The sequence below is a fragment of the Arthrobacter sp. TmtSoilC51 genome (genome assembly GCF_055388015.1).
Genome location: NZ_AP035877.1, coordinates 1,437,348 through 1,459,933 on the forward strand (window position 1 = coordinate 1,437,348; position 22,586 = coordinate 1,459,933).

Genomic DNA, 22,586 nt, shown 5'->3' on the forward strand with positions numbered 1-22,586 from the left:
ATAACGGCCTTATCTGCTACCTAGTTGGTTGCTTTTCCCATAGATAAGTTGTGCACAACTGAATTGTGCACTATCGTTTTATTCATGAGTGATGCACCCCGCCTCCGCCACCAGGTTTGTTTTGCCCTGTATTCAGCGTCCAAGGCGGCGACGGCGGTCTACCGCCCCGTGCTGGACGAGCTGGGCCTTACCTATCCGCAGTATCTGGTGATGCTGGTCCTGTGGGAGCAGGAACCACGCAGCGTGCGGGAACTTGGCGCCGAACTCGGGCTCGACTCCGGTACGTTGTCGCCTCTCCTGAAGCGCCTTGAAGCCCTTGGGCTCGTTGAGCGCCACCGTTCAGTTGATGATGAACGCCGGGTGGATGTCGTCCTAACCGACGCCGGCAGGGAACTGAGTGCCCGCGCCAAGGCCGTCCCCAAACGCCTCGCTGATGCCGCAGGCCTCTCCCCGGACGAGATTGAGCAGCTGCACGCGACGCTCGGCAAACTCACGGCTGCACTACAGAAGTCACTCTGACACTTCTAAAGCCACCACAAGCCCTTTGATATCCAAGAGAAATGGAAGATTCGTGAAGACTCTCTACACTGCCCAGGCTTTGGCCTCCGGCGAAGGCCGCGATGGCAACGCCCGCACCAACGACGGCAAGCTCGACGTCGCCCTCGCCAGCCCGGTTGAGCTCGGAGGCAACGGCCAAGGCACCAACCCCGAGCAGTTGTTCGCCGCCGGATACGCCGCATGCTTCCACTCCGCCCTGCGCTTGGTTGGCCGCAAGGAGCGCGTTGACCTCAGCGATTCTGCCGTTGCCGCCAAGGTCCACTTTGGTGCCCTTACTGACCGCGAGGGCTACGGGTTGGCCGCCGAGCTTGAAATCGCCCTGCCCGCCTTGGATCGGGACACCGCCGAGGAACTGATGGCCAAGGCCCACCAGATCTGCCCTTACTCCAACGCCACCCGCGGCAACATGGCAGTGGACCTCAAGCTCGTGGAGTTTGCAGCATGAGCACCACAACAACAGCCCTGCCCGTGGAAACACGCGAAATCCAGCTCACCTCACGCCCTGTCGGCCGCCCGACGCCGGAGAACTTCCGGCTGGCCGCCTCCGGGCTGCCGGAGCTTCAGGACGGCCAGCTCCTGGTGCGGAACCAGTTCATGTCCGTGGACCCCTACATGCGCGGACGCATGAATGACGTCAAGTCCTACTCCGCGCCCTTCCGCCTGGATGCAGCGCTCGACGGCGGTGCAGTGGGTGAGGTAATTGCGTCCAGGTCCGACGCGCACAAGGTGGGTGACGTCGTCGTGCATCAACTGGGGTGGCGCGAGCACGCAGTAGTGGACGCGGCTGCCACAACCACCGTTCCGAGCGGCCTCGCCCCAACATCGGCATTCCTTGGCGCCTTGGGCATGACTGGTCTTACGGCTTATGCGGGCCTGCTCAAAGTGGCGGAGTTCAAGGAAGGTGATGTTGTCTTCGTGTCCGGCGCGGCCGGTGCTGTGGGATCCATGGTGGGCCAGATTGCCAAGGCGTCGGGAGCCGGCAAGGTGATTGGGAGCGCCGGTTCCGCGGAGAAGGTTGCCAGGCTGCTGGAGCTCGGTTTCGACGCTGCCTTCAACTACAACGATGCTCCGGTTCTTGAGCAGCTGCGTGAGGCGGCAGGGGAGCGCGGCATCGATGTGTACTTCGACAATGTCGGCGGCGAGCACCTCGAAGCCGCTCTCGCTACGCTCACTGTGGGCGGGCGCGTCGCGATGTGCGGCGCCATTGCGCAATACAACTCCACCGAGCCGCCGGTTGCACCAAGGAACCTGGCGCTGGCGATCGGCAAGCAGTTGACCCTGCGGGGCTTCCTGGTGGGTGGGCAGCGCCAGCACGCGGCGGAGTTCGCCGAAAAGATGGCCGGTTGGCTCGCGGGCGGGACGGTTCGCTACGACGAGACGATCGTGGACGGCCTGGAGAACGCACCGCAGGCATTCATTGATTTGCTGGACGGCGCAAACACCGGAAAGATGCTCGTCCGGCTGTGATGTTGGGGGTGGACCGGGTGTGACTTGCGCACCCGGCTACTGCTTGGTAACAAAAGGTCAACAATCTGCCCATGAGGGCTGGATTGTGCTACCTGCGTGTGGTCCACGCCACTAGTGTTGGGGGTATCAAGGCGCTTCGGCGCAGTGCTGCGAACTTCAGTGAAAACAGAATTTCTGCCTCGGGTATTCGAAACGGACACTCATTGACCATCCGTCGTAGCGCGACTCACTTTCTTCCTGGAGGAAAATTGAAGAACCCACTGCGTGCCACCCTTAAGCGCGGTTCAATGGCCGGTATTGCAACTGCGGGAGCGGCAGCGCTCATGCTCAGCGGTTGCGGACAAGCTCCGGACGCCGGTTCGGGCGCCGCCACCAAGAGCGACTACATCGGCTGCATTGTGTCCGACTCCGGCGGATTCGATGACCAGTCCTTCAACCAGTCCTCATTCGAGGGTTTGCAGAAGGCCGAAAAGGACCTCGGCATCACCATGAAGTCGGCTGAGTCCAAGGCCAACAGCGACTACGAGGCCAACCTCAACGGTATGGTTTCCGCTGGGTGCAACCTGACCGTCACGGTGGGCTTCCTCCTGGACGGCGCCACCAAGGCAGCAGCGCAGAAGAACCCCGACAAGCACTTCGCGATCATCGACTTCTCGTATCCGACCCCCATCCCCAACGTGAAGTCGGTGGTTTATGACACCGCCCAGGCTGCCTACCTCGCAGGCTACGCCGCAGCCTCAGCGAGCAAGACTGGCAAGGTGGGAACCTTCGGCGGCATCAAGCTCCCTACAGTCACCATTTTCATGGACGGTTTCTATGACGGCGTCCAGGCCTACAACAAGGCCAAGGGCAAGTCTGTACAGGTTGTCGGCTGGGACAAGGCCAGCCAGGATGGCTCGTTCACGGGTGACTTCGAGAAGCAGGACACCGGCAAGCAGATCACCAAGAACCTGCTGGACCAGGGCGCGGACATCGTCATGCCCGTAGCAGGCCCGGTGGGCAAGGGTGCAGGTGCAGCCCTCAAGGAAGCCAAGGCTGCCGGCAAGGACGTCAAGCTCATCTGGGTTGACTCCGATGGCTACCTCACTGCTCCTGAGTACAAGGACCTCATGCTGACCTCCGTGGTCAAGCAGATGGGTGAGGCGGTAGAAACCGTGGTGAAGGACGACAAGGAAGGCAAGTTCAGCAACGAAGCCTATGTTGGCACGCTTGCCAACAAGGGTGTTGCCATTGCACCGTTCCACGACCTCGATTCCGCGGTCTCCGCCGAGACCAAGTCCGAGCTCGAGGCCCTGAAGGCGGACATCGTGTCCGGCAAGCTGGTTGTTGAATCAGGGGCAAGCCCCAAGAAGTAACAATTCCTGGACGCGCCGCCAGTACCGAGTGCCGGTACTGGCGGCGCGTTTTTGCCCTGACCAGCGCCTATTTTGCGGACCCCAGCGCCTATCTTGCTGGCCCTCGCAAGAATAGGCTTCTGCTCAAAGCCAATGGCTTTGGAGCAGTACAGCCGTCCCTCGGACTCAAAGAACGGTGGGAGTTGTGAAACTCGAATTGAAGGGGATCTCGAAAGCCTTCGGGACCTTCTACGCCAACCAAGACATCGACCTCGTGGTCGAATCCGGCCAGATCCATTGCCTCCTCGGCGAAAATGGCGCCGGAAAATCAACCCTCATGAATGTGCTGTACGGACTCTATGAACCGACGGCCGGACAGATCCTCGTTGACGATAAGACGGTCAACTTCCGCGGCCCGGGCGATGCCATGGCTGCCGGTATTGGCATGGTGCACCAGCATTTCATGTTGGTTCCTGTCTTCACTGTCGCCGAAAACGTGGCACTCGGGGCAGAGCCGACGTCCTTCGGTGGCGTCCTCAGCATTGATGAAACCCGGAAGAAAATCCGGGACATTTCAAAGAAATACGGCTTCGACGTCGATCCGGACGCCTTGGTGGAGGACCTGCCCGTGGGCGTCCAGCAGCGCGTCGAGATCATCAAGGCCCTGGTCCGGGAGGCCAAGGTGCTCATCCTGGATGAGCCCACGGCAGTGCTGACGCCCCAGGAAACGGATGAGCTCCTGGACATCATGCGGCAGCTGAAAGCAGGCGGCACATCCATCGTGTTCATTTCGCACAAGCTTCGCGAAGTGAAGGCTGTCTCCGACGTCATCACGGTAATCCGCCGCGGCAAGGTAGTAGGAGATGCCCCACCTACGGCCTCGGCCACGGAACTTGCCTCCATGATGGTGGGCCGCCCGGTCAGCCTGACCTTGGACAAAGCCCCTGCCCAGCCCAAGGAAACCACGTTCGTGGTGAAGGACCTGACAGTCCGCGCCTCTAATGGCACCAACGTGGTGGACGGCATCAGCTTCGACATCGCCCAAGGCGAGATCCTCGCCGTCGCGGGTGTCCAGGGCAACGGCCAGACGGAACTTACGGAAGCCATCCTCGGTATCCAACCGCACGTCACGGGATCCGTGACGCTGGATGGCAAGCAGCTCCTGGGCCTGCCGGTCAAGGACGTGCTGCGCTCCGGCGTCGGCTTTGTCCCGGAAGACCGCACGGTGGACGGGCTCGTGGGCCCCTTTTCTGTCGCCGAGAACCTGGTGCTGGACCTTTACGACCAAGCACCGTTTGCCAGCGGCATCAGCATGAAGCCCGCCAAAGTGGCAGAAAATGCCGAAGCCAAGATCCAGGAGTTCGATATCAGGACGCCGTCGGCGGGAGCCGCGGCCGGAACGCTCTCCGGTGGCAACCAGCAAAAGGTAGTCATGGCGCGCGAGTTGTCCAGGCCGTTGCGGCTTTTCATCGCAAGCCAGCCCACGCGCGGCGTAGATGTTGGCTCCATCGAATTCCTGCATAAACGCATAGTTGCCGAGCGGGATGTGGGAACACCGGTGATGATCATTTCCACGGAACTCGATGAAGTGATCGAACTCGCGGACAGGATCGCCGTGCTTTACAAGGGGAAGCTCGTGGGCATTGTCCCAGCTGGAACTCCCCGTGACACCCTCGGCCTGATGATGGCCGGCGTCGGCCCGGAAGGAGGCTCCCATGACGAGTAAGGACCAGACCCCGGGTAAGGACCAGACTCCCGAGGAATCTGCCTCGGAAGTACGCGCGGCGGACGTCGCACTCGATACCGCTGGTGGCACGCTGGAACCGTCCATCGTTCCCGTGTCCTCGCAGAGCGGGGGCACCAGTCACCAGCAAGGCAGCACGATGCGCAAGATCGTCACGGGCAGCGGCTTTGTCTCCGTCCTGGCGGTTATCGTGGCGCTGTTCCTGGGCGGTTTGCTCATTGCCGGCACGGACAAGAAGGTTGCCGAGAGCGCGGGTTACTTCTTCGCGCGGCCAACGGACTTCCTGCTGGCGCTGTGGAATGCCATGACAAAGAGCTACGTCGCGTTGTTCCAGGGCTCGGTCTTCAACCCCCGCCAAGGTTTCATGCCCCTGCTTGAAACCATGACGGTGGCCACGCCGCTGATCTGTGCAGGCCTCGGCGTTGCCCTGGCCTTCCGCGCAGGCTTGTTCAACATCGGCGCCCAAGGCCAGATCATCATCAGCGCCACGTTGGCTGCCTATGTCGGCTTCACGTGGCACTTGCCCTTCGGGCTCCACCTGCTGCTCGTCATCATCGTGGGCGTCCTCGGAGGCGCTGCCTGGGGTGCGATAGTTGGCATCCTCAAAGCCAGGACCGGGGCGCACGAGGTCATCGTGACCATCATGCTGAACTACGTCGCGCTGTTCCTCCTGGACTTCCTCCTGAACACCGCGGCTTTCCGGCGACCGGGGGACAACAGCCCCATCTCACCCCGGCTGGATGACACTGCCACCTACCCCGTGCTCATTCCAGATTCCCGGCTCCACCTGGGCTTCCTGGTAGCGGTGCTGCTGACGTACGGCGTGTGGTGGATGCTGAACCGCTCCACCATTGGCTTTGAGTTCCGCGCTGTGGGTGCCAACCCCGTGGCCGCACGGACGGCAGGGATCAAGGTACCGCGTGCCACCATACTGGTCATGGCCTTTGCCGGCGCGCTCGCAGCCTTCGGCGGAGTTGCCCAGGTGGCCGGTACGGAAAAGGTGCTGACTGGCGGCGTAGCGGGCCAGATCGGCTTCGACTCCATCACCGTTGCACTGCTTGGCCGAAGCACTCCATGGGGAACGTTCTTCGCGGGCCTTCTCTTTGGTGCTTTCCGGGCCGGCGCAGTCCAGATGCAGATCCAAACGGGCACGCCCATCGACATCGTGCTGGTGGTCCAGTCCCTGATCGTGCTGTTCATCGCAGCACCCCCCTTGATCAGGTCGATCTTCAGGCTTGAGCCCAAAAAGAAGACCAAGACGCCTAGGGCTGCCCGGAAAGCGGCCCTTGCCAACGCCACCGGAGGTGCCAAGTGAGCGCAACATCCACCGCTCCACTACCGGGCGCAACAGCAGCGCCTGGGCTCCGCCCGTCTTTGAAGGTCCCCGTTTCGCTCGGCGTCCTGGCACTCATTGCGCTCGTGTTCTTCGGCCTCATGGGCCCGGACCAGACGGCGGAGATGAAAATCAGCGATCCCGGTGACGCCTTTGCCGTCCCGGCGCTGGCGATTCCAGGCCAGGTAGGTGGCATCGTCCTGGCCATCGTGCTCCTGGCCATGGCCGCTTACTCGATCTACCTGTGGACACGGGGGGAGCGCTCACCAAAGTGGTTGCCCATCGCCTTCGCGGTGGTCTTCGTCTTCGCCTTGCTGGTATGGATTGTTGCCGGCGCACGCCAGCCTTCAATCTCCCTTGCCGGCCTGGTTGCGGGTTCGGTGACGCTGGCTGTTCCCTTGGTGTTTGGCTCCCTCTCCGGTGTCCTGTGTGAGCGGGTGGGCGTGGTCAACATTGCCATTGAAGGCCAGTTGCTCGGTGGAGCTTTCACAGCCGCCTTGGTGGCAACGGTGACCGGCAGCCCTTACGTCGGGCTGATTGCGGCAGCAGCCGCTGGTGCCACAGTGTCAATGATCCTGGCGGTCTTCAGCATCAAATACCTCGTCAACCAGATCATTGTGGGCGTTGTCCTGAATGTCTTGGTCTCGGGCCTCACCGGCTTCCTGTTCGGCACCGTCATGGCTCCAAACAAGGAGCAGTTCAACACCCCCGGCCGCCTGGATATCCTGCCGATTCCGTTCCTTTCGGACATTCCCATCGTCGGACCCATCCTGTTCAAGCAATCCATTGCTGGATACCTCATGTATGTGGCCGTGGCCGTAGTGTGGTTCGGCTTGTTCAAGACCCGCTGGGGCCTGCGCGTCCGTGCTGTCGGCGAGCACCCACAGGCTGCGGACACCCTCGGCATCAACGTCAACGCCACCCGCTTCTGGAACGTGACGCTTGGCGGTGCGATCGCCGGTATCGGTGGTGCCGTGTTCACCCTTGTCACCATCGACTCCTTCACCAAGGAAATCTCCGGAGGCCGCGGCTTCATCGCCCTCGCAGCCTTGATCTTCGGACGATGGAATCCGATTGGAGCCTTCCTGGCCTCTTTGCTGTTCGGCTTTGCGTACAACCTGCAATCGATTCTGGGCATCATCGGAACCCCGGTGCCGAGCCAGTTCATGGCCATGCTGCCGTACCTGGTGACCATTTTCGCCGTCGCCGGTTTGGTGGGTAGGTCGCGGCCACCGGCCGCAAGCGGCATACCGTACGTGAAGGGTTGACGATGCCGGCTCTTGACGAAAGGCGCGTCGATTGGCATGCGCTGGAAGAAGCTGCGATCAAGGCCATGGAGCGGGCCTATGCCCCGTATTCCAAGTTCCCGGTGGGGGCTGCGGCCCTCACCGAGGACGGCCGGATTGTCAGCGGCTGCAACGTGGAGAACGCCAGTTACGGGCTGACCCTCTGTGCTGAATGCGCGTTGGTGGGCCAGCTGCACATGACCGGCGGAGGCAGGATCGCGGCTTTCTATTGCGTCGATGGCCAAGGGAACGTCCTGATGCCGTGCGGGCGTTGCCGGCAGTTGCTCTACGAATTCCGGGCGCCGGGCATGCAGCTCATGACAACGCAGGGAATCAAGTCCATGGACCAGGTGCTGCCTGACGCCTTTGGTCCCGAAAACCTGGAGGAAACCACGTGACCACCACCGAAGCCTTCGACGCCGTTCAGATCATCTCCATCAAACGCGATAAAGGCACGCTCACACCCGAGCAGATTGACTGGACCATCGATGCCTACACCCGCGGCGTGATTGCCGAGGAACAGATGGCCGCGCTCAACATGGCCATCCTGCTCAACGGCATGAACCGCCAGGAAATCTCGCGCTGGACGTCAGCGATGATCGCCTCGGGGGAGCGGATGGACTTCTCGTCGCTGACAACGCCCGACGGCGGCCGGAAGCCAACCAGCGATAAGCACTCCACCGGTGGGGTAGGGGACAAGATCACCCTCCCGCTGGCTCCGCTGGTGGCAGTTTTCGGCGTCGCCGTTCCGCAGCTGTCCGGCCGCGGACTCGGCCACACCGGCGGCACCTTGGACAAGCTCGAAGCGATCCCGGGATGGCGCGCGAATTTGAGCAATGACGAGATCATGGCGCAGCTCCAGGACGTTGGGGCGGTCATTTGTGCTGCCGGATCCGGTCTCGCACCGGCCGACAAGAAGCTCTACGCCCTGCGCGATGTCACGGGAACCGTCGAGGCAATCCCGCTGATCGCATCTTCGATCATGAGCAAGAAGATCGCGGAAGGTACGGGCTCGCTGGTGCTTGACGTGAAGGTGGGCTCCGGCGCGTTCATGAAGGATGAGGCGCGGGCACGTGAGCTCGCGGAGACCATGGTGGCTTTGGGCAAGGACGCAGGCGTTCACACGGTGGCCCTGCTGACCGATATGTCCACGCCCCTGGGCTTGACCGCCGGCAACGCGATCGAGGTGGAGGAGTCCGTGGAGGTCCTTGCCGGTGGCGGTCCGGAAGACGTCGTCGAGCTCACTGTCCGATTGGCTGAGGAGATGCTGGCCGGGGCCGGCATTCACGATGCCGATCCCGCCGCCGCCCTCAAGGATGGACGGGCCATGGATGTCTGGAACCGGATGATCGAAGCGCAAGGGGGCGATCCGCGCGCTGCGTTGCCGGTAGCGAAGGAATCCGAGGTGGTCTACGCCCCGGCTGACGGCGTCCTGGTGGAGCTCGATGCCCTGTCCGTGGGCGTCGCGGCGTGGCGTCTCGGAGCTGGCCGGGCCCGCAAGGAGGACAAAGTCCAGGCCGGAGCCGGGGTGCGGCTGCACGCCAAACCAGGCGCGCTGGTAAGGGCAGGCGAGCCGTTGATGACGCTGTTGACGGACACTCCTGAAAAGTTTGACCGGGCAAGGGAAGCGCTGCAGGACGCCGTGATGATTGCGCCTGAGGGCTCGAGACCGGCCCATCAGCTGATCATCGACAGGATCGCCTAGGCTTATATCCCGTGCAGGCCATCAACGATTTCATCCTCGCCGCGGCCGGGCAGCCGTGGGTGTTGTTCCTTGTTTTGGCCTGCTGCCTGATCGACGGTTTCTTCCCACCCATTCCCAGCGAGTCCGTGGTGGTCGGTTTAAGTGCTGTCTCCGGCGGCGGAGGCTCACCCAACGTGTGGCTGCTCGGTGTGGTGGCAGCGATCGGGGCTTTCTCAGGCGACAACATTGCCTATCTGATCGGTCACCGCATCGGGATCCAGCGTTGGCGTTGGATGCGTACACAGCGCATGCAAGGAGCCTTCCGCTGGGCCGGCAAGGAACTTCGACGGCGGTCTGCCTCGCTCATCATGGTGGCGCGCTTCATTCCCATCGGCCGGGTGGCAGTGAACTTGACGGCTGGTGCCACGCATTTCAACCATCGCCGCTTTATTGGGCTCACTGCAATGTCGGCCGTCCTGTGGGCCAGCTATTCTGTGGTCCTCGGCTACTTCTTTGGGGTCTGGTTCGAGCACAACCACCTGTTGGGTGCAGTGATTGCGATTGTGGTGGCGGTGATCCTGGGGATCATCATCGACCGCATCATCAGCAAGGTCCGGGGATCGGTTCCGCTGGACGGTAAGAACATCGCGGCGGGTACGAATATCGCTGAGGAAGATGGGCCGCCTCCACCCACGGTATGACACGGACGACGCCGGAAGATCAGTCCGGCGGTTGAGTACGGAACGCGTGGTCCAGGCGTAGCGTTAAGTCCGTGATCCCGAGGCTGGGGCGTAGCGAACGACGTCCCCGCCATGGGACACTAAGAGCGACTTCCGTCACAGTGTCAAGTCATATTCGCCTAGGAGCTACCGCCGCGTGGAGTTTTTGAACCAAATGCTCGAGCATGCAGCCGGGCAGCCTTGGATTTACCCGGTCCTTCTGGTCTTCTTCTTCATTGACGGATTCGCCACCATCCTCCCCAGCGAAACAGCCATTGTGGGCCTCTCGGCGCTGTCCCTCCACAACGGACAGCCCAACTTGTGGATCCTAGGTGGCACCGCACTGGTGGGTGCCATGGCCGGCGACAACATGGCCTATATGCTGGGCCGCAAAATTGGCTTGAACCGTTGGAAATGGATGCGGCGTCCCAAGGTCCGGAAGATGTTTGCCTGGGCCCAGTATGAGCTCGAGAAACGTGGGGCTGTCCTGATCTTCACGGCCCGCTACATTCCCTGGGGCCGTGTGGCTGTGAACTACGTCGCCGGCCAAACCGGGTTCCGCCACCGGACGTTCTTCCTGCTGGATGCCTTTGCGTGCGTCACCTGGGTTTGCTACTCCATCGGCATCGGACTGCTCGCCGGGCAATGGGTGCACAACAACCCGCTGCTTGGCGTGGGCATTGCCGTGGCGTTCGCGGTGATCCTGGGCATCGTGGTGGACCACGTCCTGCGCTGGTGGCACAAGTACCTGGAGAAGAAGGACCTGGAGAAGGACACAGCGAAGCAGAACTTGGAGAAGGACACAGCAAAGGATGTCCCGCAGGAGTTGACGCCCAAGGCAGTCGCCGGGGTCGACCTCTCCAAGCCTGCTGGCTAGCCTCCAGCCGTCGCCCAGGCCACCCAGCGTGCCCCTAAAACCGCAAGCTCGCCCGGAGATCCCTGCACGATAGTCTTGGTACGTGACTGAGCCCATTGTTGACGCCGCCCCTGCCCTCGACTTCGATTTGAAGAGCCTTCCCAAGGTTTCCCTCCACGACCATCTGGACGGAGGACTGCGGCCCGCCACCATCATCGAACTGGCGCAGGCCGTCGGCCACACGCTGCCCTCCACTGATCCTGTTGCCTTGGGCGAATGGTTCCGCGAATCGGCTGACTCCGGTTCGTTGGTCCGTTACCTGGAAACCTTTGACCACACGATCGCCGTCATGCAGACCAAGGAGGGCCTGTTCCGCGTTGCCAAGGAATTCGTGGAAGACCTTGCCGAGGACGGTGTGATCTACGGTGAAGTCCGCTGGGCACCCGAGCAGCACCTGCAGAAGGGCCTGACTCTGGATGAAGTGGTGGAAGCGGTCCAGGAGGGCCTTGAAGCCGGTGTTGATGCAGCGGAAGAACGCGGCCAGCAGATTCAGGTGGGGCAACTCATCACTGCCATGCGTCACGCGGACCGTGGCCAGGAAATTGCGGAACTCGCTGTTCGGCACCGCGCCAAGGGCGCTGTCGGCTTCGACATCGCTGGCGCCGAGGACGGCTTCCTGCCCTCCCGCTTCAAGGATGCCTTCACGTACCTTGCAGAGAACAACTTCCCGGCAACGGTCCACGCCGGTGAGGCCGCGGGGCTGGACAGCATCCAGTCGGCGCTCGTGGACGGACGCGCTTTGCGGCTTGGGCACGGGGTGCGGATCGCCGAGGACATCACGGTGGAGTTTGAGGACAACTCCGACGACGACGGCGAGGACACCATTGGCATGGTGACGCTCGGCGGCGTGGCCGCCTGGGTGCGCGACCGCGGAATTGCCCTGGAAATCTGCCCGTCATCCAACCTGCAGACCGGGGCCATCTCCAGCTTTGGCGAAGGCATCGAGAGCCACCCGTTGGACATGCTTTTCCAGCTCGGTTTCAATGTCACCATCAATACGGACAACAGGCTCATGAGCGGTGTCACCCTGACGGATGAGTTCGAGCTCCTGGTGGAGACGTTCGACTACGATCTCGATGATTTGCTTGAGCTGACGCTCAACGCCGCAGAGGCCGCCTTCCTGCCCCTGGACGAGCGTGAAGCTTTGGTCGAGTACATCAACGATGCCTACGCCAACCTCGGCTAACGAGTCCGGCAACGGCATTTCGGAGTTGATCCGGACCATCGCCTCCTTGCGGGATCACTGCCCTTGGATGGGGGCGCTCACCCATGAATCCTTGGTGGAGTACCTGATCGAGGAAGCCTATGAGGTTGTGGATTCGATCGAGGCCGGCGATTCGCCCGCCAGGGACGAGGAACTTCGCGGCGAGCTGGGCGACGTACTGCTTCAAGTAGTGCTTCACGCCCGGCTTGCCGAGGAACGCGGCAGCTTCGACTTTGATGCCGTAGCCCGCGGCATCAACGCCAAGATGGTCCGCCGTAACCCGCACGTTTTCAAGCCCGATGGTTCGCTGCAGGCCACGTTCCCGGCGACGGTCGAGGAAATCATCCTGAAGTGGGATGCCGTGAAGCGTGCCGAGAAACCGGGGCGTGCGGATCCGTTCGAGGGAATTCCACCGCACCTGCCTGCCTTGGCAGGGGCGCAAAAGTCCCTGGACCGGGCCGCGCGTGCGGGTCTGCCCATTGACGCCCAAAACCGGGCCACCGCCGTCGGGCTTCCTGCTATTCCGGCTTCCGAGGAGGAGCTCGGTGAGCTGTTGCTCGCTGTCGTGGCTGGTGCCCGGGAGCAAGGACTGGACGCCGAGCGTGCACTCCGTGCGGCGGTTCGATCGTTTCAGAACGGCCAGGCCCAGCCTTCATGACGTGAGCAGTTGGAACCCGTTCCGTAACCTAAGCCACTCTCGACTACGCTAGTAGCGACGAGGACGTTGAGAATTTCCCTCCACATTCCTGTAATTTGCCCATAAGGAGCACATCCATGGCGCTTATCGATGCCATCCACGCCCGCGAAATCCTTGATTCCCGCGGAAACCCGACCGTAGAAGTTGAGGTCCTGCTTTCCGACGGCCAGATCGGCCGCGCAGCAGTTCCCTCCGGCGCCTCCACCGGCGAGCACGAAGCTGTTGAACTCCGCGACGGCGACAAGGGCCGTTACCTCGGCAAGGGTGTCCAGAAGGCCGTTGACGCGGTCATCGACGAGATCTCGCCGGCACTCATTGGTTTCGACGCAACGGACCAGCGCAGCATCGACCAAGCCATGATCGACCTCGACGGCACCCCCAACAAGAGCAAGCTCGGCGCCAACGCCATCCTGGGTGTTTCCCTGGCCGTTGCCAACGCTGCCGCAGCTTCCTCGGACCTGCCGCTGTACAAGTACCTCGGCGGCCCGAACGCACACGTCCTCCCGGTTCCGCTGATGAACATCCTCAACGGTGGCTCGCACGCTGACTCCGACGTCGACATCCAGGAATTCATGATCGCCCCCATCGGCGCCGAGACCTTCTCCGAGGGCCTGCGCTGGGGCGTTGAGGTCTACCACAACCTCAAGTCCGTCCTCCAGGAAAAGGGCCTGTCCACGGGCCTCGGCGACGAAGGTGGCTTTGCCCCCAACCTGCCGTCCAACCGCGCTGCCCTGGACCTGATCCAGGAAGCCATCAAGAACGCCGGCTACACCCCGGGCACGGACATCGCCCTTGCCCTGGATGTTGCATCTTCCGAGTTCTACAAGGACGGTGCCTACCAGTTCGAAGGCAAGGCACTGACCGCCTCCGAGATGAGCGCCTACTACGCTGAGCTCGTTGCCGACTACCCGCTGGTTTCCATCGAAGACCCGCTGGACGAGAACGACTGGGAAGGCTGGAAGACCCTCACCGACACCATCGGTGACAAGGTCCAGCTGGTGGGCGATGACCTCTTCGTCACCAACCCGGTCCGCCTGCAGCAGGGCATCGACGCCGCTACGGCCAACTCCCTGCTGGTCAAGGTCAACCAGATCGGTTCCCTGACCGAAACGCTCGACGCCGTTTCGCTGGCCCAGCGCTCCGGCTACACCACCATCACCTCGCACCGCTCCGGCGAAACCGAGGACACCACGATTGCTGACATCGCCGTTGCCACCAACGCGGGCCAGATCAAGACCGGTGCCCCGGCCCGCTCCGAGCGCGTCGCCAAGTACAACCAGCTCCTGCGCATCGAAGAAGAACTCGACGACGCCGCACGTTACGCCGGACGCAGCGCGTTCCCGCGTTTCAAGGGCTAGCATTCCGCGAAAACGGCTGACCGGTGGCTATGGTGGAAAGACCATAGCCACCGGTTCTGTTTAACGCTTGCCTGCGGAACCGCGGGCACAGCAGGACCTACGAAGGTTCCGCACACGCACGTTTCGCGCAGGGCAAGCGCAGCAACCCGCCAGGCAAGCACCGGGCATTACAGGAGTGTCATGGCCACCCGTCGTCCAAAGGTTCCCAGGGCCGATGCCCTTGGTCGGCCGAACAGCGCAGGTAGGCCGAACAGCGCAGGTAGGCCGAATAGCGCAGGTAGGCCGAACAGCGCAGGCAGACCGAACAGCGCAGGTCGGCCCAACAGCGCAGGCTCTGCGGGCGGGGACGTCATCGAGGCCGAGTTCGGCGCCTCCCGCAGCTCTGCGGAATCTTCGACGCCGGCAACGGCCACCAGAAAGCCCTCGGCTCCGAAAACCCCAGGCAGCAGCAAAGCCCCGGGCAGTACGAAGACCTCCGGCAGCAGCAAGGCCCCGGGCAGCGCCAGGACCTCAGCCGCCAAGACCAGCCGCCCCACGTCCATGAAATCTGCTGACAAAGCCTCCGGGAACAGTGCACGCGAAGCCCAGGACCTCGATCCCGTACCGGCCAAGGCGTTCTCGGGCAGGATGCTGGCGCTGGCCGTCGTCATGATTGCCATCACTATCATGCTGGCGCCCACCGTTAGGATTTTCCTGGAGAAACGAGCCGAAATCTCCGCACTGGAGGCCGAGATCGCCAGCAAGCAGGCAGAGCAGGCGGAGCTGAACAAGCAGCTTTCCCGGTGGCAGGATCCCAACTACGTGAAACAACAGGCCCGCGACCGCATTAACATGGTTATGCCGGGTGAAACGGGTTACTGGGTATTTGGCGGGGAAGAAGCCGCCGGTACCCCTGGGGGCCGCACCGGCTCCGGCTCATCCGCAAACCCGGCAAACCTGCCCTGGGTGGATGCGCTCTGGGAGTCAATCAGACGATCGGCAACAGACTAGACGCGGTGCCCGCCGCCGTCGTGTCCTTCAGGGACATGGCCAAAAGGGCAGGAAGGTTGGCAGCGCAAGTGGAAGAGAACACGGCAGCCGTGCCGCAGGAATCCCGCCAGCCATCAGCACACGACCTCGATGTCCTCAGCCGCCAGCTCGGCAGGCCGGTGCGGGACGTGGTGGAGATTCCCGCGCGCTGCGTATGTGGGAATCCGCTCGTTGCGGCCACTGCGCCCCGGCTCAGCAACGGGACTCCGTTTCCCACCACGTTCTACCTGACCCACCCGGTCATCACTTCCGCGGTGTCGCGGCTGGAAGCGGGCGGGCTCATGAATGAAATGAATGACCGGCTCACTGCGGATCAGGAACTCGCCGATGCTTACCATGGCGCCCACGAGGCCTACCTGCAGGCTCGCAACGAGATTGCCGGACGTTCCGGGACCGGGTCCGTGCCGGAAATCGATGGGATCTCCGCTGGCGGCATGCCCACCCGCGTCAAGTGCTTGCACGTGCTGGTTGGCCACTCGCTGGCTGCCGGTCCCGGGGTCAACCCGCTGGGCGACGAGGCCCTGGCGGCAATCTCAGAGTGGTGGACCAAGGACCGTTGCTACTGCGATGGCGCCTGGGACACTGCGGGCGAGGCCCCGTCGAGGGATTTGAGCCGTCACGGTCCTCAAGGTTTGCCTGACATCGTGGGACGCCCGGCGCCAGTCCGTAAGCCCAAGGCAGACTCCAGCAGCGAATTGACGGAGGGCGCATGAGCCGCGTCGCCGCCATTGACTGCGGAACCAACTCCATCCGCCTCCTCATTGCCGACGCCTCGGTGAACGGGGCACCCGGGCCGCTGACCGACGTCGTGCGTGAAATGCGCGTGGTGCGGCTGGGACAGGGCGTGGATGCGACCGGAGAACTTGCTCCCGAGGCCTTGGAACGCACCTTCTCCGCCACAGCGGACTATGCAGCGCTTATCCGTGAACACGGTGCCACCCGCGTGCGCTTTGCGGCGACCTCGGCCACCCGTGACGCCCGGAACCGCCAGGTTTTCGTTGACGGAATTCGAGAGCTTCTGGGTGTGGAGCCTGAAGTTATCTCCGGTGATGAGGAAGCTGCGCTGTCCTTCGCAGGTGCCAGCAGCGTTTTGCCGGTTGCAGGGGATGACGCCGTTCTGGTGGTTGACCTCGGTGGTGGCAGCACCGAATTCGTCCTCGGCGATTCCAGCGGTGTGATTGCCGCTCGTTCGGTGGACATCGGCTGCGTGCGGTTGACGGAACGCCACCTTCGCAGCGACCCGCCTACGGCTGGGCAGATTGCAGCAGCGGAGGCCGACGTCGATGCCGCACTTGACCTTGCCGGCCAAACAGTTCCGCTGGACCGTGCCACAGCTGTGGTTGGCGTAGCGGGTTCAATCACCACTATTACCGCCCATGCCTTGGGCCTGAGCGCGTACCAGCCGGACAGGATCCACGGCGCCTACCTGGATATTGAAACCATCAGCGACGCCTGCACCAGCCTGCTGGAGATGACCCGCGACGAACGGGCCGTTCTTCCCTACATGCATCCAGGCCGCGTGGACGTCATTGGTGCTGGAGCCCTGGTGTGGCGGCGCATCCTGGAACGGGTTGCCGCCGTGGGCAACGGTGCCATCACCGGTGCCATCTCCAGCGAACACGACATCCTGGATGGAATTGCCCTGAGTATCCGGGACTCCGCATGACCTTGCGATGCCACCGCCCACTTTCTGCTGCCTTTGCCGCAATGCTGGCCGGGGGAGCGCTTGCGGGCGCGCTCTTGACTGCGCCGGCGGCCATGGCCGATTCCTGGCGGGACAAGGAGTACTGGCTCAAGGAATCGGGAATCACGAATGCCTGGCAGGTCTCCAAGGGAGCAGGGGTCAAGGTCGCCATCATCGATAGCGGCGTTGACGGAGGCCATCCTGACCTGAAGGGCGTCGTGGTGGGCGGTACGGACGTATCCGGTGCCGGAGCCCCCAACGGCCAGAAGAGCATCGGCGCGAAGACCGAGCACGGAACCCTTGTGGCCACCATGCTTGCCGGTCGCGGACACACAACGCCCGCAGCTTCCCCGTCGCCCTCAGCCGCGACGACGGTTCCTCCTGCCGGGGGACCGGAGGGGATCGTTGGCGTCGCGCCTGAAGCGGAGATCCTGGCAGTGTCCACTTGGCTTGGTTCACCCAACCCGGGAGGCAAAACGGACCAGGAGCAGATTCCCGACGCCGTGCGTTGGGCCGTGGACAATGGCGCAAAGGTCATCAATATTTCCTTGGGCAGCACCTCGCCGGTGTGGCCCCAAAGCTGGGATGCAGCGTTCCTTTATGCCGAACAAAAAGATGTGGTGATCGTCGCTGCCGCCGGCAACCGCGTGGGTGGCAACGTCCAGGTTGGAGCTCCTGCCACCATTCCCGGCGTGCTTACCGTGGCCGGACTCGACGCCGACGGCCAGGCCAGTGTTGACTCCTCCTCCCAGGGGATCAGTATTGGCGTTGCAGCACCTGCCGAAAATCTGTTGGGTGGCCTTCCCGGGGGCGGATACGCGCAATGGGCTGGAACTTCCGGGTCCGCGCCCATCGTTTCCGGCGTGGCCGCACTCATCCGGTCCAAGTGGCCTGACATGAGCGCAAAGCAGGTCATCAACAGGATTGTGAGCACGGCCAAGGACGCCGGCGCTCCCGGCAAGGACCCGCTCTACGGCTACGGTGTGCTCAATGCGGAGGCAGCGCTGAAGGATGACGTAGAGACCACAACCACCAATCCGCTCGGTTCCATCGCGGACTGGATCCGTGTCCACCGGCGAGGTGACTTCAGCACGCCGACCCAGGCCCCGGTGGCCAGTCCTACCAGTGCGGCACCCACACTGCCCGATCCCACCGTTCCTGCTGCGGCCACTCCTGCGCATGTGGATGACGCCCTTCCGGCCGCCGTCGTGCTCGGATTCGGCGGCATTTTCGCGGTGATCGTCGTGGGTGCGTCCATCCAATTGCGCAGGGTCGCCAAGAACCCTTCTGCTGCCGCGGAGGAGGCCGAAACGGGAGCACTGGAAGCGGTGGATCCGCCCACCAGGAGGTAGCTAGTGAAGATTTTCACAAAGTGCTGTACTCTGGTTTCATGGCAACCACCCCAGAGCTCATTGACCGTCCCCGGGTTCTCGTCGTCGGCGGCGGCTACGTCGGCCTGTACGTAGCCCTTAAATTGCAGAAGAAGATCGCGAATGCCGGTGGCATCGTCACCGTCGTTGATCCCCTGCCCTACATGACTTACCAGCCGTTCCTCCCCGAGGTCGCTGGTGGCAACATCGAGGCACGCCACGCCGTCGTCTCCCACCGCCAGCACCTCAAGCAGACGGAGCTCATCCAGGGCCGCGTCACCAGCATCGACCACGCCAACCGCACCGCGGTTGTGGCTCCTGCCAATGGTGAAGCTCCCTTCGAGATTCCGTACTTCGACGTCGTCATCGCAGCCGGTGCCATTACCCGCACCTTCCCCATCAAGGGCCTCGCTGACAAGGGCATTGGCCTGAAGACCATCGAGGAAGCCGTAGCACTGCGCAACAAGGTGCTGGAGCGCATTGAGGCCGCTTCCACCATGACGGACCCCGCGGAGCGCGCCAAGGCCCTCACCTTCGTGGTTGTCGGTGGCGGTTTTGCCGGCATCGAATGCCTCACCGAGATGGAAGACCTCGCCCGCGCAGCGGTCAAGAACAACCCGCGTGTCCGCCAGGAAGAAGTCCGCTTCATCCTTGTTGAGGCCATGGGCCGCATCATGCCCGAGGTCACCGCATCCCAGGCTGAGTGGGTTGTAGAGCACCTGCGCAGCCGCGATATCGAGGTCCTCCTCAATACCTCCCTGGACAGTGCAGAGGGCAACCTCAAGCTGATCAACCTCCCGGACAAGACGTCCGCCGGTGAAGTTGAAGCCGATACCCTGGTGTGGGCTGCCGGCGTGCAGGCCAACCCGATGATCCGCTCCACCGATTTCCCGCTGGAACCGCGCGGCCGTGTCCGTGTCCTCCCGGACCTGCGTATTGCCGGCGACGAAGGCATCGTCGAGAATGCTTGGGCAGCCGGCGATATCGCCGCTGTCCCGGACCTCACGGGCAAGGGACTGCCGGACGGTACCTGTGTCCCGAACGCCCAGCACGCCCTCCGCCAGGCAAAGAAGCTCGCCAAGAACCTCTGGGCTTCCCGCTGGGACAAGCCGCTGCACGACTACAAGCACAAGAACCTTGGTGCTGTTGCCGGCTTCGGCGAATGGAAGGGTGTCGCCAACATCAACCTGCTGGGCCGCATCGGACTCAAGGGCGGCCTCGCCTGGCTGGCACACCGTGGCTACCACGGCATGGCCATGCCCACGGTTGAGCGCAAGTTCCGCGTGATCTTCGGCTGGATCCTGGCCTTCTTCGCAGGCCGCGACACCACGCAGCTGATGGACCTCGACAACCCGCGCGGCGCTTTCGTTGCGGCTGCAACCCCGGCCCCCAAGCCGGCTGCTGCACCTGCCCCCGCGCCTGCTGCGGCGGAAAAGCCCGCCGAGGACAAGACTCCGGTACCGGTTGACGCCAAGTAGTACACGTCCGACGACGGCTGCTCCCCTTAAGGGAGTGGCCGTCGTCGTCGTTTAAGCTGTTCCCATGCCTGGCGAAACCGATCTGAAGAGCCTTCTGGAGTCCCTGCATCCTGTCATTAGGGATGGCGACTATGTGTACGCGCTCTGGCCGCACGGCAGGCCGTTGGAAGGCGACATCGAGGCCGCCGTCCGTGAGGCTGAAGGGCTGACCGTGGTCCTGCGGCGGGATGAGGCGGACAGGATGGGCCTCACTTACGATTTCGTGGCCTCCTGGATCACGCTCCAGATCCATTCAGCATTGGAAGCGGTGGGACTGACGGCCGCAGTGAGCGCGGCGCTGACGCACGCAGGCATCAGTTGCAACGTCCTGGCTGGCTTTCACCATGACCACCTGCTGGTTCCTGTGGCAGACGCTGGCCGCGCTTTGGACGTGTTGCGTTTGCTGGCCCGTGGGGTGGTGCTTCGGACGGAGCGGCCGGAAGACCGCCCTGAAATCCTGGAACTCACGGCGAGGGCCTTTTCGGTGTCTCCGGTGACCGGTCAGCCGGTCCAGGGGACGCCCTCGGAAGTTGGTTTGCTGCGGGAGCTCTTCGAGTGCGACGAGTACATTCCCGAGCTGAGCATAGTAGCCGAGATTGGCGGAGACATTGTTGGGCACGTCATCAGCACCCGCGGCTGGATCGGAGACCTGGAACTCGTGGGGTTGGGTCCCATCGGGGTCCTCCCGCAATTTCAGCGGCGCGGGGTCGGTTCGGCCCTGATGCGTGAGTCCGCCGTGCGCGCCATGGCGGCCGGCGAGCCCGCGATTGCCCTGCTGGGCAGCCCCTTTTACTATCCGCGCTTCGGTTATGTACCGGCCACGTCTTTGGGCGTGGAACCACCCGAGGCTGCCTGGGGTGATCACTTCCAGTTGCTGCCGCTTCCGGCATGGCCCGACGGCGTTCGGGGAACCTTTCGCTACGCGGCGCCATTCGAACGCGTGTAGCTGGGATACCATGGTGCGGGCGCCCCAGTAGCCCAATTGGCAGAGGCAGCGGACTTAAAATCCGCGTGTTGTGGGTTCGAGTCCCACCTGGGGCACAAATGGAAGGGGAGGAGGTTTCCTCTCCTTCCATTTCCTGCCGCCATTTATTGGCCGCATTCTTCTGAGATATTTCCCAGCCGGCTCGTAGATTCCCCACAGGCAACGAGTGTTATAGGGATGTGACCTGAATCACTTATCTTCCCGGATCAATTGCACTAGTTTGAGTCTTAATCAGGAACACACCTGAGTTATCGCATCAAAGGCAGTTCGCACCTTTCGATCGAGGAGACAACGAATGTTTGATCTTTCCCAAGCGGCGCCCCGAGCCGCCAAGCTTACAGCGCTTGGCATTGGGGTTGCCCTCCTGGCCACAGCTTGTGGTGGGTCCTCCACGCCGAGCCAGACCGGGTCCAGTTCTGCCGCCGCTGCAGGCATCTCCTGCCCGGCTCCGAGCGCAGGGGCGGGAGCCGGCAACAGCCAGGCTGCTACCAACACGGGACCCGTACCTCCCTCGACCACCACTACCGCTACTCCTCTGAAACTTGGATCGCTTCTGCCGACAACGGGGTCGCTCGCATTCCTCGGCCCACCGGAAGTTGCTGGCGTCAACCTCGGTATCAAGGAAGTCAATGATGCCGGCGGCGTTCTGGGTGCTCCGGTTTCGGTGGTGCACCGCGACTCCGGTGACACCAAGACCGACATCGCAACACAGTCCACCACCGCCCTCTTGGGCCAGGGCGTGAGCGCAATCATCGGTGCAGCTTCGTCCGGTGTTTCCAAGACCGTGATCAACCAGATCACAGGCGCAGGTGTGCTCCAGTTCTCCCCGGCCAATACTTCGCCCGACTTCACCACCTGGGACGACAAGGGCCTCTACTGGCGTACTGCTCCCTCGGACGTCCTGCAGGGCAAGGTTCTCGGCAATTACATGGCCACCTGCGGCGCTCAGACGATCGGCATGATCGTCCTCAACGACGCGTACGGAACGGGCTTGCAGAAGAACGTTAAGGCGGCCTTTGAAGCTGCCGGCGGCAAGGTCGTAGCCGAGGAACTGTTCAATACAGGCGACACACAATTCAGCAGCCAGGTGGACAAGGTCATCGCGGCAAAGCCGGACGCGATTGTCCTGATCACGTTTGACGAAGCCAAGAGCATTATTCCCCTTGTCACAGGCAAGGGGGCAAAGCCCGAACAGCTGTTCCTGGTTGATGGCAACACCACCGACTACAGCAAGGACTTCAAACCGGGCACGCTCACCGGCGCTCACGGAACATTCCCTGGCACTTTCGCGGCCGAATCCTTTACCAAGTCACTCCTCGGTGTGGATCCCGCTTTGAAGGACTTCACATACGGCGGTGAGTCCTACGACGCAGTAAACCTGATTGCTCTTGCCGCTGAGGAAGCCAAGAGCACCAAGGGCGCCGATATCGCAGCCAAGCTCAAGGATGTATCGCAGGGTGGCGAGAAGTGCAACAACTTCGCCAGCTGCGTCACGTTGCTTCGTAACGGCAAGGACATCGACTACGACGGCCAGTCGGGTCCGATCACGTTCTCGGATGCGGGTGACCCGACAGAAGCTTATATCGGCATCTATCAATACACCAACGAGAATAAGTTAATGCCCGTGAAATCGGAGTTCGGCAAGCTCTAAGCCAAGCCCTGGTTAGACCGCAACAAAGCAACAGGTCCCCTTCCGCACAG

Annotated in this window: 21 protein-coding genes and 1 tRNA gene; all 22 read left to right on the top strand. The window is 62.7% G+C overall.

Annotated features, from left to right (window positions below; genetic code table 11):
• Positions 1 to 84 precede the first annotated feature (84 nt).
• The 22 genes from ACZ5G6_RS06665 (at position 85) to ACZ5G6_RS06770 (ending at position 22,536) form a co-directional block, all read left to right on the top strand.
• Positions 85 to 519 (top strand): MarR family winged helix-turn-helix transcriptional regulator, encoded by a 435-nt coding sequence (locus ACZ5G6_RS06665; protein ID WP_223936292.1) that lies wholly within the window; start codon positions 85 to 87, stop codon positions 517 to 519.
• Positions 520 to 571: 52 nt separating this feature from the next.
• Positions 572 to 1,003, top strand: coding sequence for an organic hydroperoxide resistance protein (locus ACZ5G6_RS06670; protein WP_223936293.1), 432 nt, complete (start codon positions 572 to 574; stop codon positions 1,001 to 1,003).
• Positions 1,000 to 2,025, top strand: coding sequence for an NADP-dependent oxidoreductase (locus ACZ5G6_RS06675; RefSeq protein ID WP_498690303.1), 1,026 nt, complete (start codon positions 1,000 to 1,002; stop codon positions 2,023 to 2,025). The genes ACZ5G6_RS06670 and ACZ5G6_RS06675 overlap by 4 nt, the downstream gene beginning before the upstream one ends.
• Positions 2,026 to 2,273: 248 nt before the next feature.
• Entirely contained in the window at positions 2,274 to 3,380 is a 1,107-nt protein-coding gene (locus ACZ5G6_RS06680) for a BMP family lipoprotein (protein WP_498690305.1), read from the top strand.
• 184 nt (positions 3,381 to 3,564) lie between these two features.
• Positions 3,565 to 5,085, top strand: a complete 1,521-nt coding sequence (locus ACZ5G6_RS06685; RefSeq protein WP_498690307.1) for an ABC transporter ATP-binding protein — start codon at positions 3,565 to 3,567, stop codon at positions 5,083 to 5,085.
• Complete coding sequence (locus tag ACZ5G6_RS06690) at positions 5,075 to 6,418, top strand: ABC transporter permease (RefSeq protein WP_498690309.1); 1,344 nt, start codon at positions 5,075 to 5,077, stop codon at positions 6,416 to 6,418. Before ACZ5G6_RS06685 ends, ACZ5G6_RS06690 begins: the two co-directional genes overlap by 11 nt.
• Positions 6,415 to 7,704, top strand: a complete 1,290-nt coding sequence (locus ACZ5G6_RS06695) for an ABC transporter permease subunit (RefSeq protein WP_498690311.1) — start codon at positions 6,415 to 6,417, stop codon at positions 7,702 to 7,704. The genes ACZ5G6_RS06690 and ACZ5G6_RS06695 overlap by 4 nt, the downstream gene beginning before the upstream one ends.
• 2 nt (positions 7,705 to 7,706) lie before the next feature.
• Positions 7,707 to 8,120 (top strand): cytidine deaminase, encoded by a 414-nt coding sequence (locus ACZ5G6_RS06700; RefSeq protein ID WP_498690313.1) that lies wholly within the window; start codon positions 7,707 to 7,709, stop codon positions 8,118 to 8,120.
• Positions 8,117 to 9,427: a thymidine phosphorylase gene (locus tag ACZ5G6_RS06705; protein WP_223936299.1), complete on the top strand. Its 1,311-nt coding sequence runs from the start codon at positions 8,117 to 8,119 to the stop codon at positions 9,425 to 9,427. Before ACZ5G6_RS06700 ends, ACZ5G6_RS06705 begins: the two co-directional genes overlap by 4 nt.
• Positions 9,428 to 9,438: 11 nt before the next feature.
• The gene (locus ACZ5G6_RS06710; RefSeq protein ID WP_223936300.1) at positions 9,439 to 10,107 is read left to right on the top strand and encodes a DedA family protein; all 669 of its coding nucleotides are present in this window, start codon (positions 9,439 to 9,441) and stop codon (positions 10,105 to 10,107) included.
• Positions 10,108 to 10,300: 193 nt separating this feature from the next.
• Entirely contained in the window at positions 10,301 to 11,002 is a 702-nt protein-coding gene (locus tag ACZ5G6_RS06715) for a DedA family protein (RefSeq protein ID WP_223937506.1), read from the top strand.
• Positions 11,003 to 11,084: 82 nt separating this feature from the next.
• Positions 11,085 to 12,227, top strand: coding sequence for an adenosine deaminase (locus tag ACZ5G6_RS06720; protein ID WP_223936301.1), 1,143 nt, complete (start codon positions 11,085 to 11,087; stop codon positions 12,225 to 12,227).
• Complete coding sequence (locus tag ACZ5G6_RS06725) at positions 12,205 to 12,903, top strand: MazG nucleotide pyrophosphohydrolase domain-containing protein (protein ID WP_498690315.1); 699 nt, start codon at positions 12,205 to 12,207, stop codon at positions 12,901 to 12,903. Before ACZ5G6_RS06720 ends, ACZ5G6_RS06725 begins: the two co-directional genes overlap by 23 nt.
• A 116-nt stretch (positions 12,904 to 13,019) precedes the next feature.
• Positions 13,020 to 14,300, top strand: coding sequence for a phosphopyruvate hydratase (eno, locus tag ACZ5G6_RS06730; RefSeq protein ID WP_223936303.1), 1,281 nt, complete (start codon positions 13,020 to 13,022; stop codon positions 14,298 to 14,300).
• Between the two features lie 180 nt (positions 14,301 to 14,480).
• Positions 14,481 to 15,290: an FtsB family cell division protein gene (locus ACZ5G6_RS06735; protein ID WP_498690319.1), complete on the top strand. Its 810-nt coding sequence runs from the start codon at positions 14,481 to 14,483 to the stop codon at positions 15,288 to 15,290.
• Positions 15,291 to 15,358: 68 nt separating this feature from the next.
• On the top strand, positions 15,359 to 16,042 hold the full coding sequence (locus tag ACZ5G6_RS06740; protein ID WP_498691786.1) for a DUF501 domain-containing protein: 684 nt from the start codon (positions 15,359 to 15,361) through the stop codon (positions 16,040 to 16,042).
• Entirely contained in the window at positions 16,039 to 16,995 is a 957-nt protein-coding gene (locus ACZ5G6_RS06745; protein WP_498690322.1) for a Ppx/GppA phosphatase family protein, read from the top strand. Before ACZ5G6_RS06740 ends, ACZ5G6_RS06745 begins: the two co-directional genes overlap by 4 nt.
• Positions 16,992 to 18,365, top strand: coding sequence for a S8 family serine peptidase (locus tag ACZ5G6_RS06750; protein ID WP_498690324.1), 1,374 nt, complete (start codon positions 16,992 to 16,994; stop codon positions 18,363 to 18,365). The genes ACZ5G6_RS06745 and ACZ5G6_RS06750 overlap by 4 nt, the downstream gene beginning before the upstream one ends.
• A gap of 38 nt (positions 18,366 to 18,403) precedes the next feature.
• Positions 18,404 to 19,861, top strand: coding sequence for an NAD(P)/FAD-dependent oxidoreductase (locus ACZ5G6_RS06755; protein WP_498690327.1), 1,458 nt, complete (start codon positions 18,404 to 18,406; stop codon positions 19,859 to 19,861).
• 64 nt (positions 19,862 to 19,925) lie between these two features.
• Positions 19,926 to 20,846 (top strand): N-acetyltransferase, encoded by a 921-nt coding sequence (locus tag ACZ5G6_RS06760; RefSeq protein WP_498690329.1) that lies wholly within the window; start codon positions 19,926 to 19,928, stop codon positions 20,844 to 20,846.
• A gap of 21 nt (positions 20,847 to 20,867) precedes the next feature.
• Positions 20,868 to 20,941 (top strand) — tRNA-Leu (locus tag ACZ5G6_RS06765).
• A gap of 239 nt (positions 20,942 to 21,180) precedes the next feature.
• Positions 21,181 to 22,536, top strand: a complete 1,356-nt coding sequence (locus ACZ5G6_RS06770; RefSeq protein WP_498690332.1) for an ABC transporter substrate-binding protein — start codon at positions 21,181 to 21,183, stop codon at positions 22,534 to 22,536.
• Positions 22,537 to 22,586 lie beyond the last annotated feature (50 nt).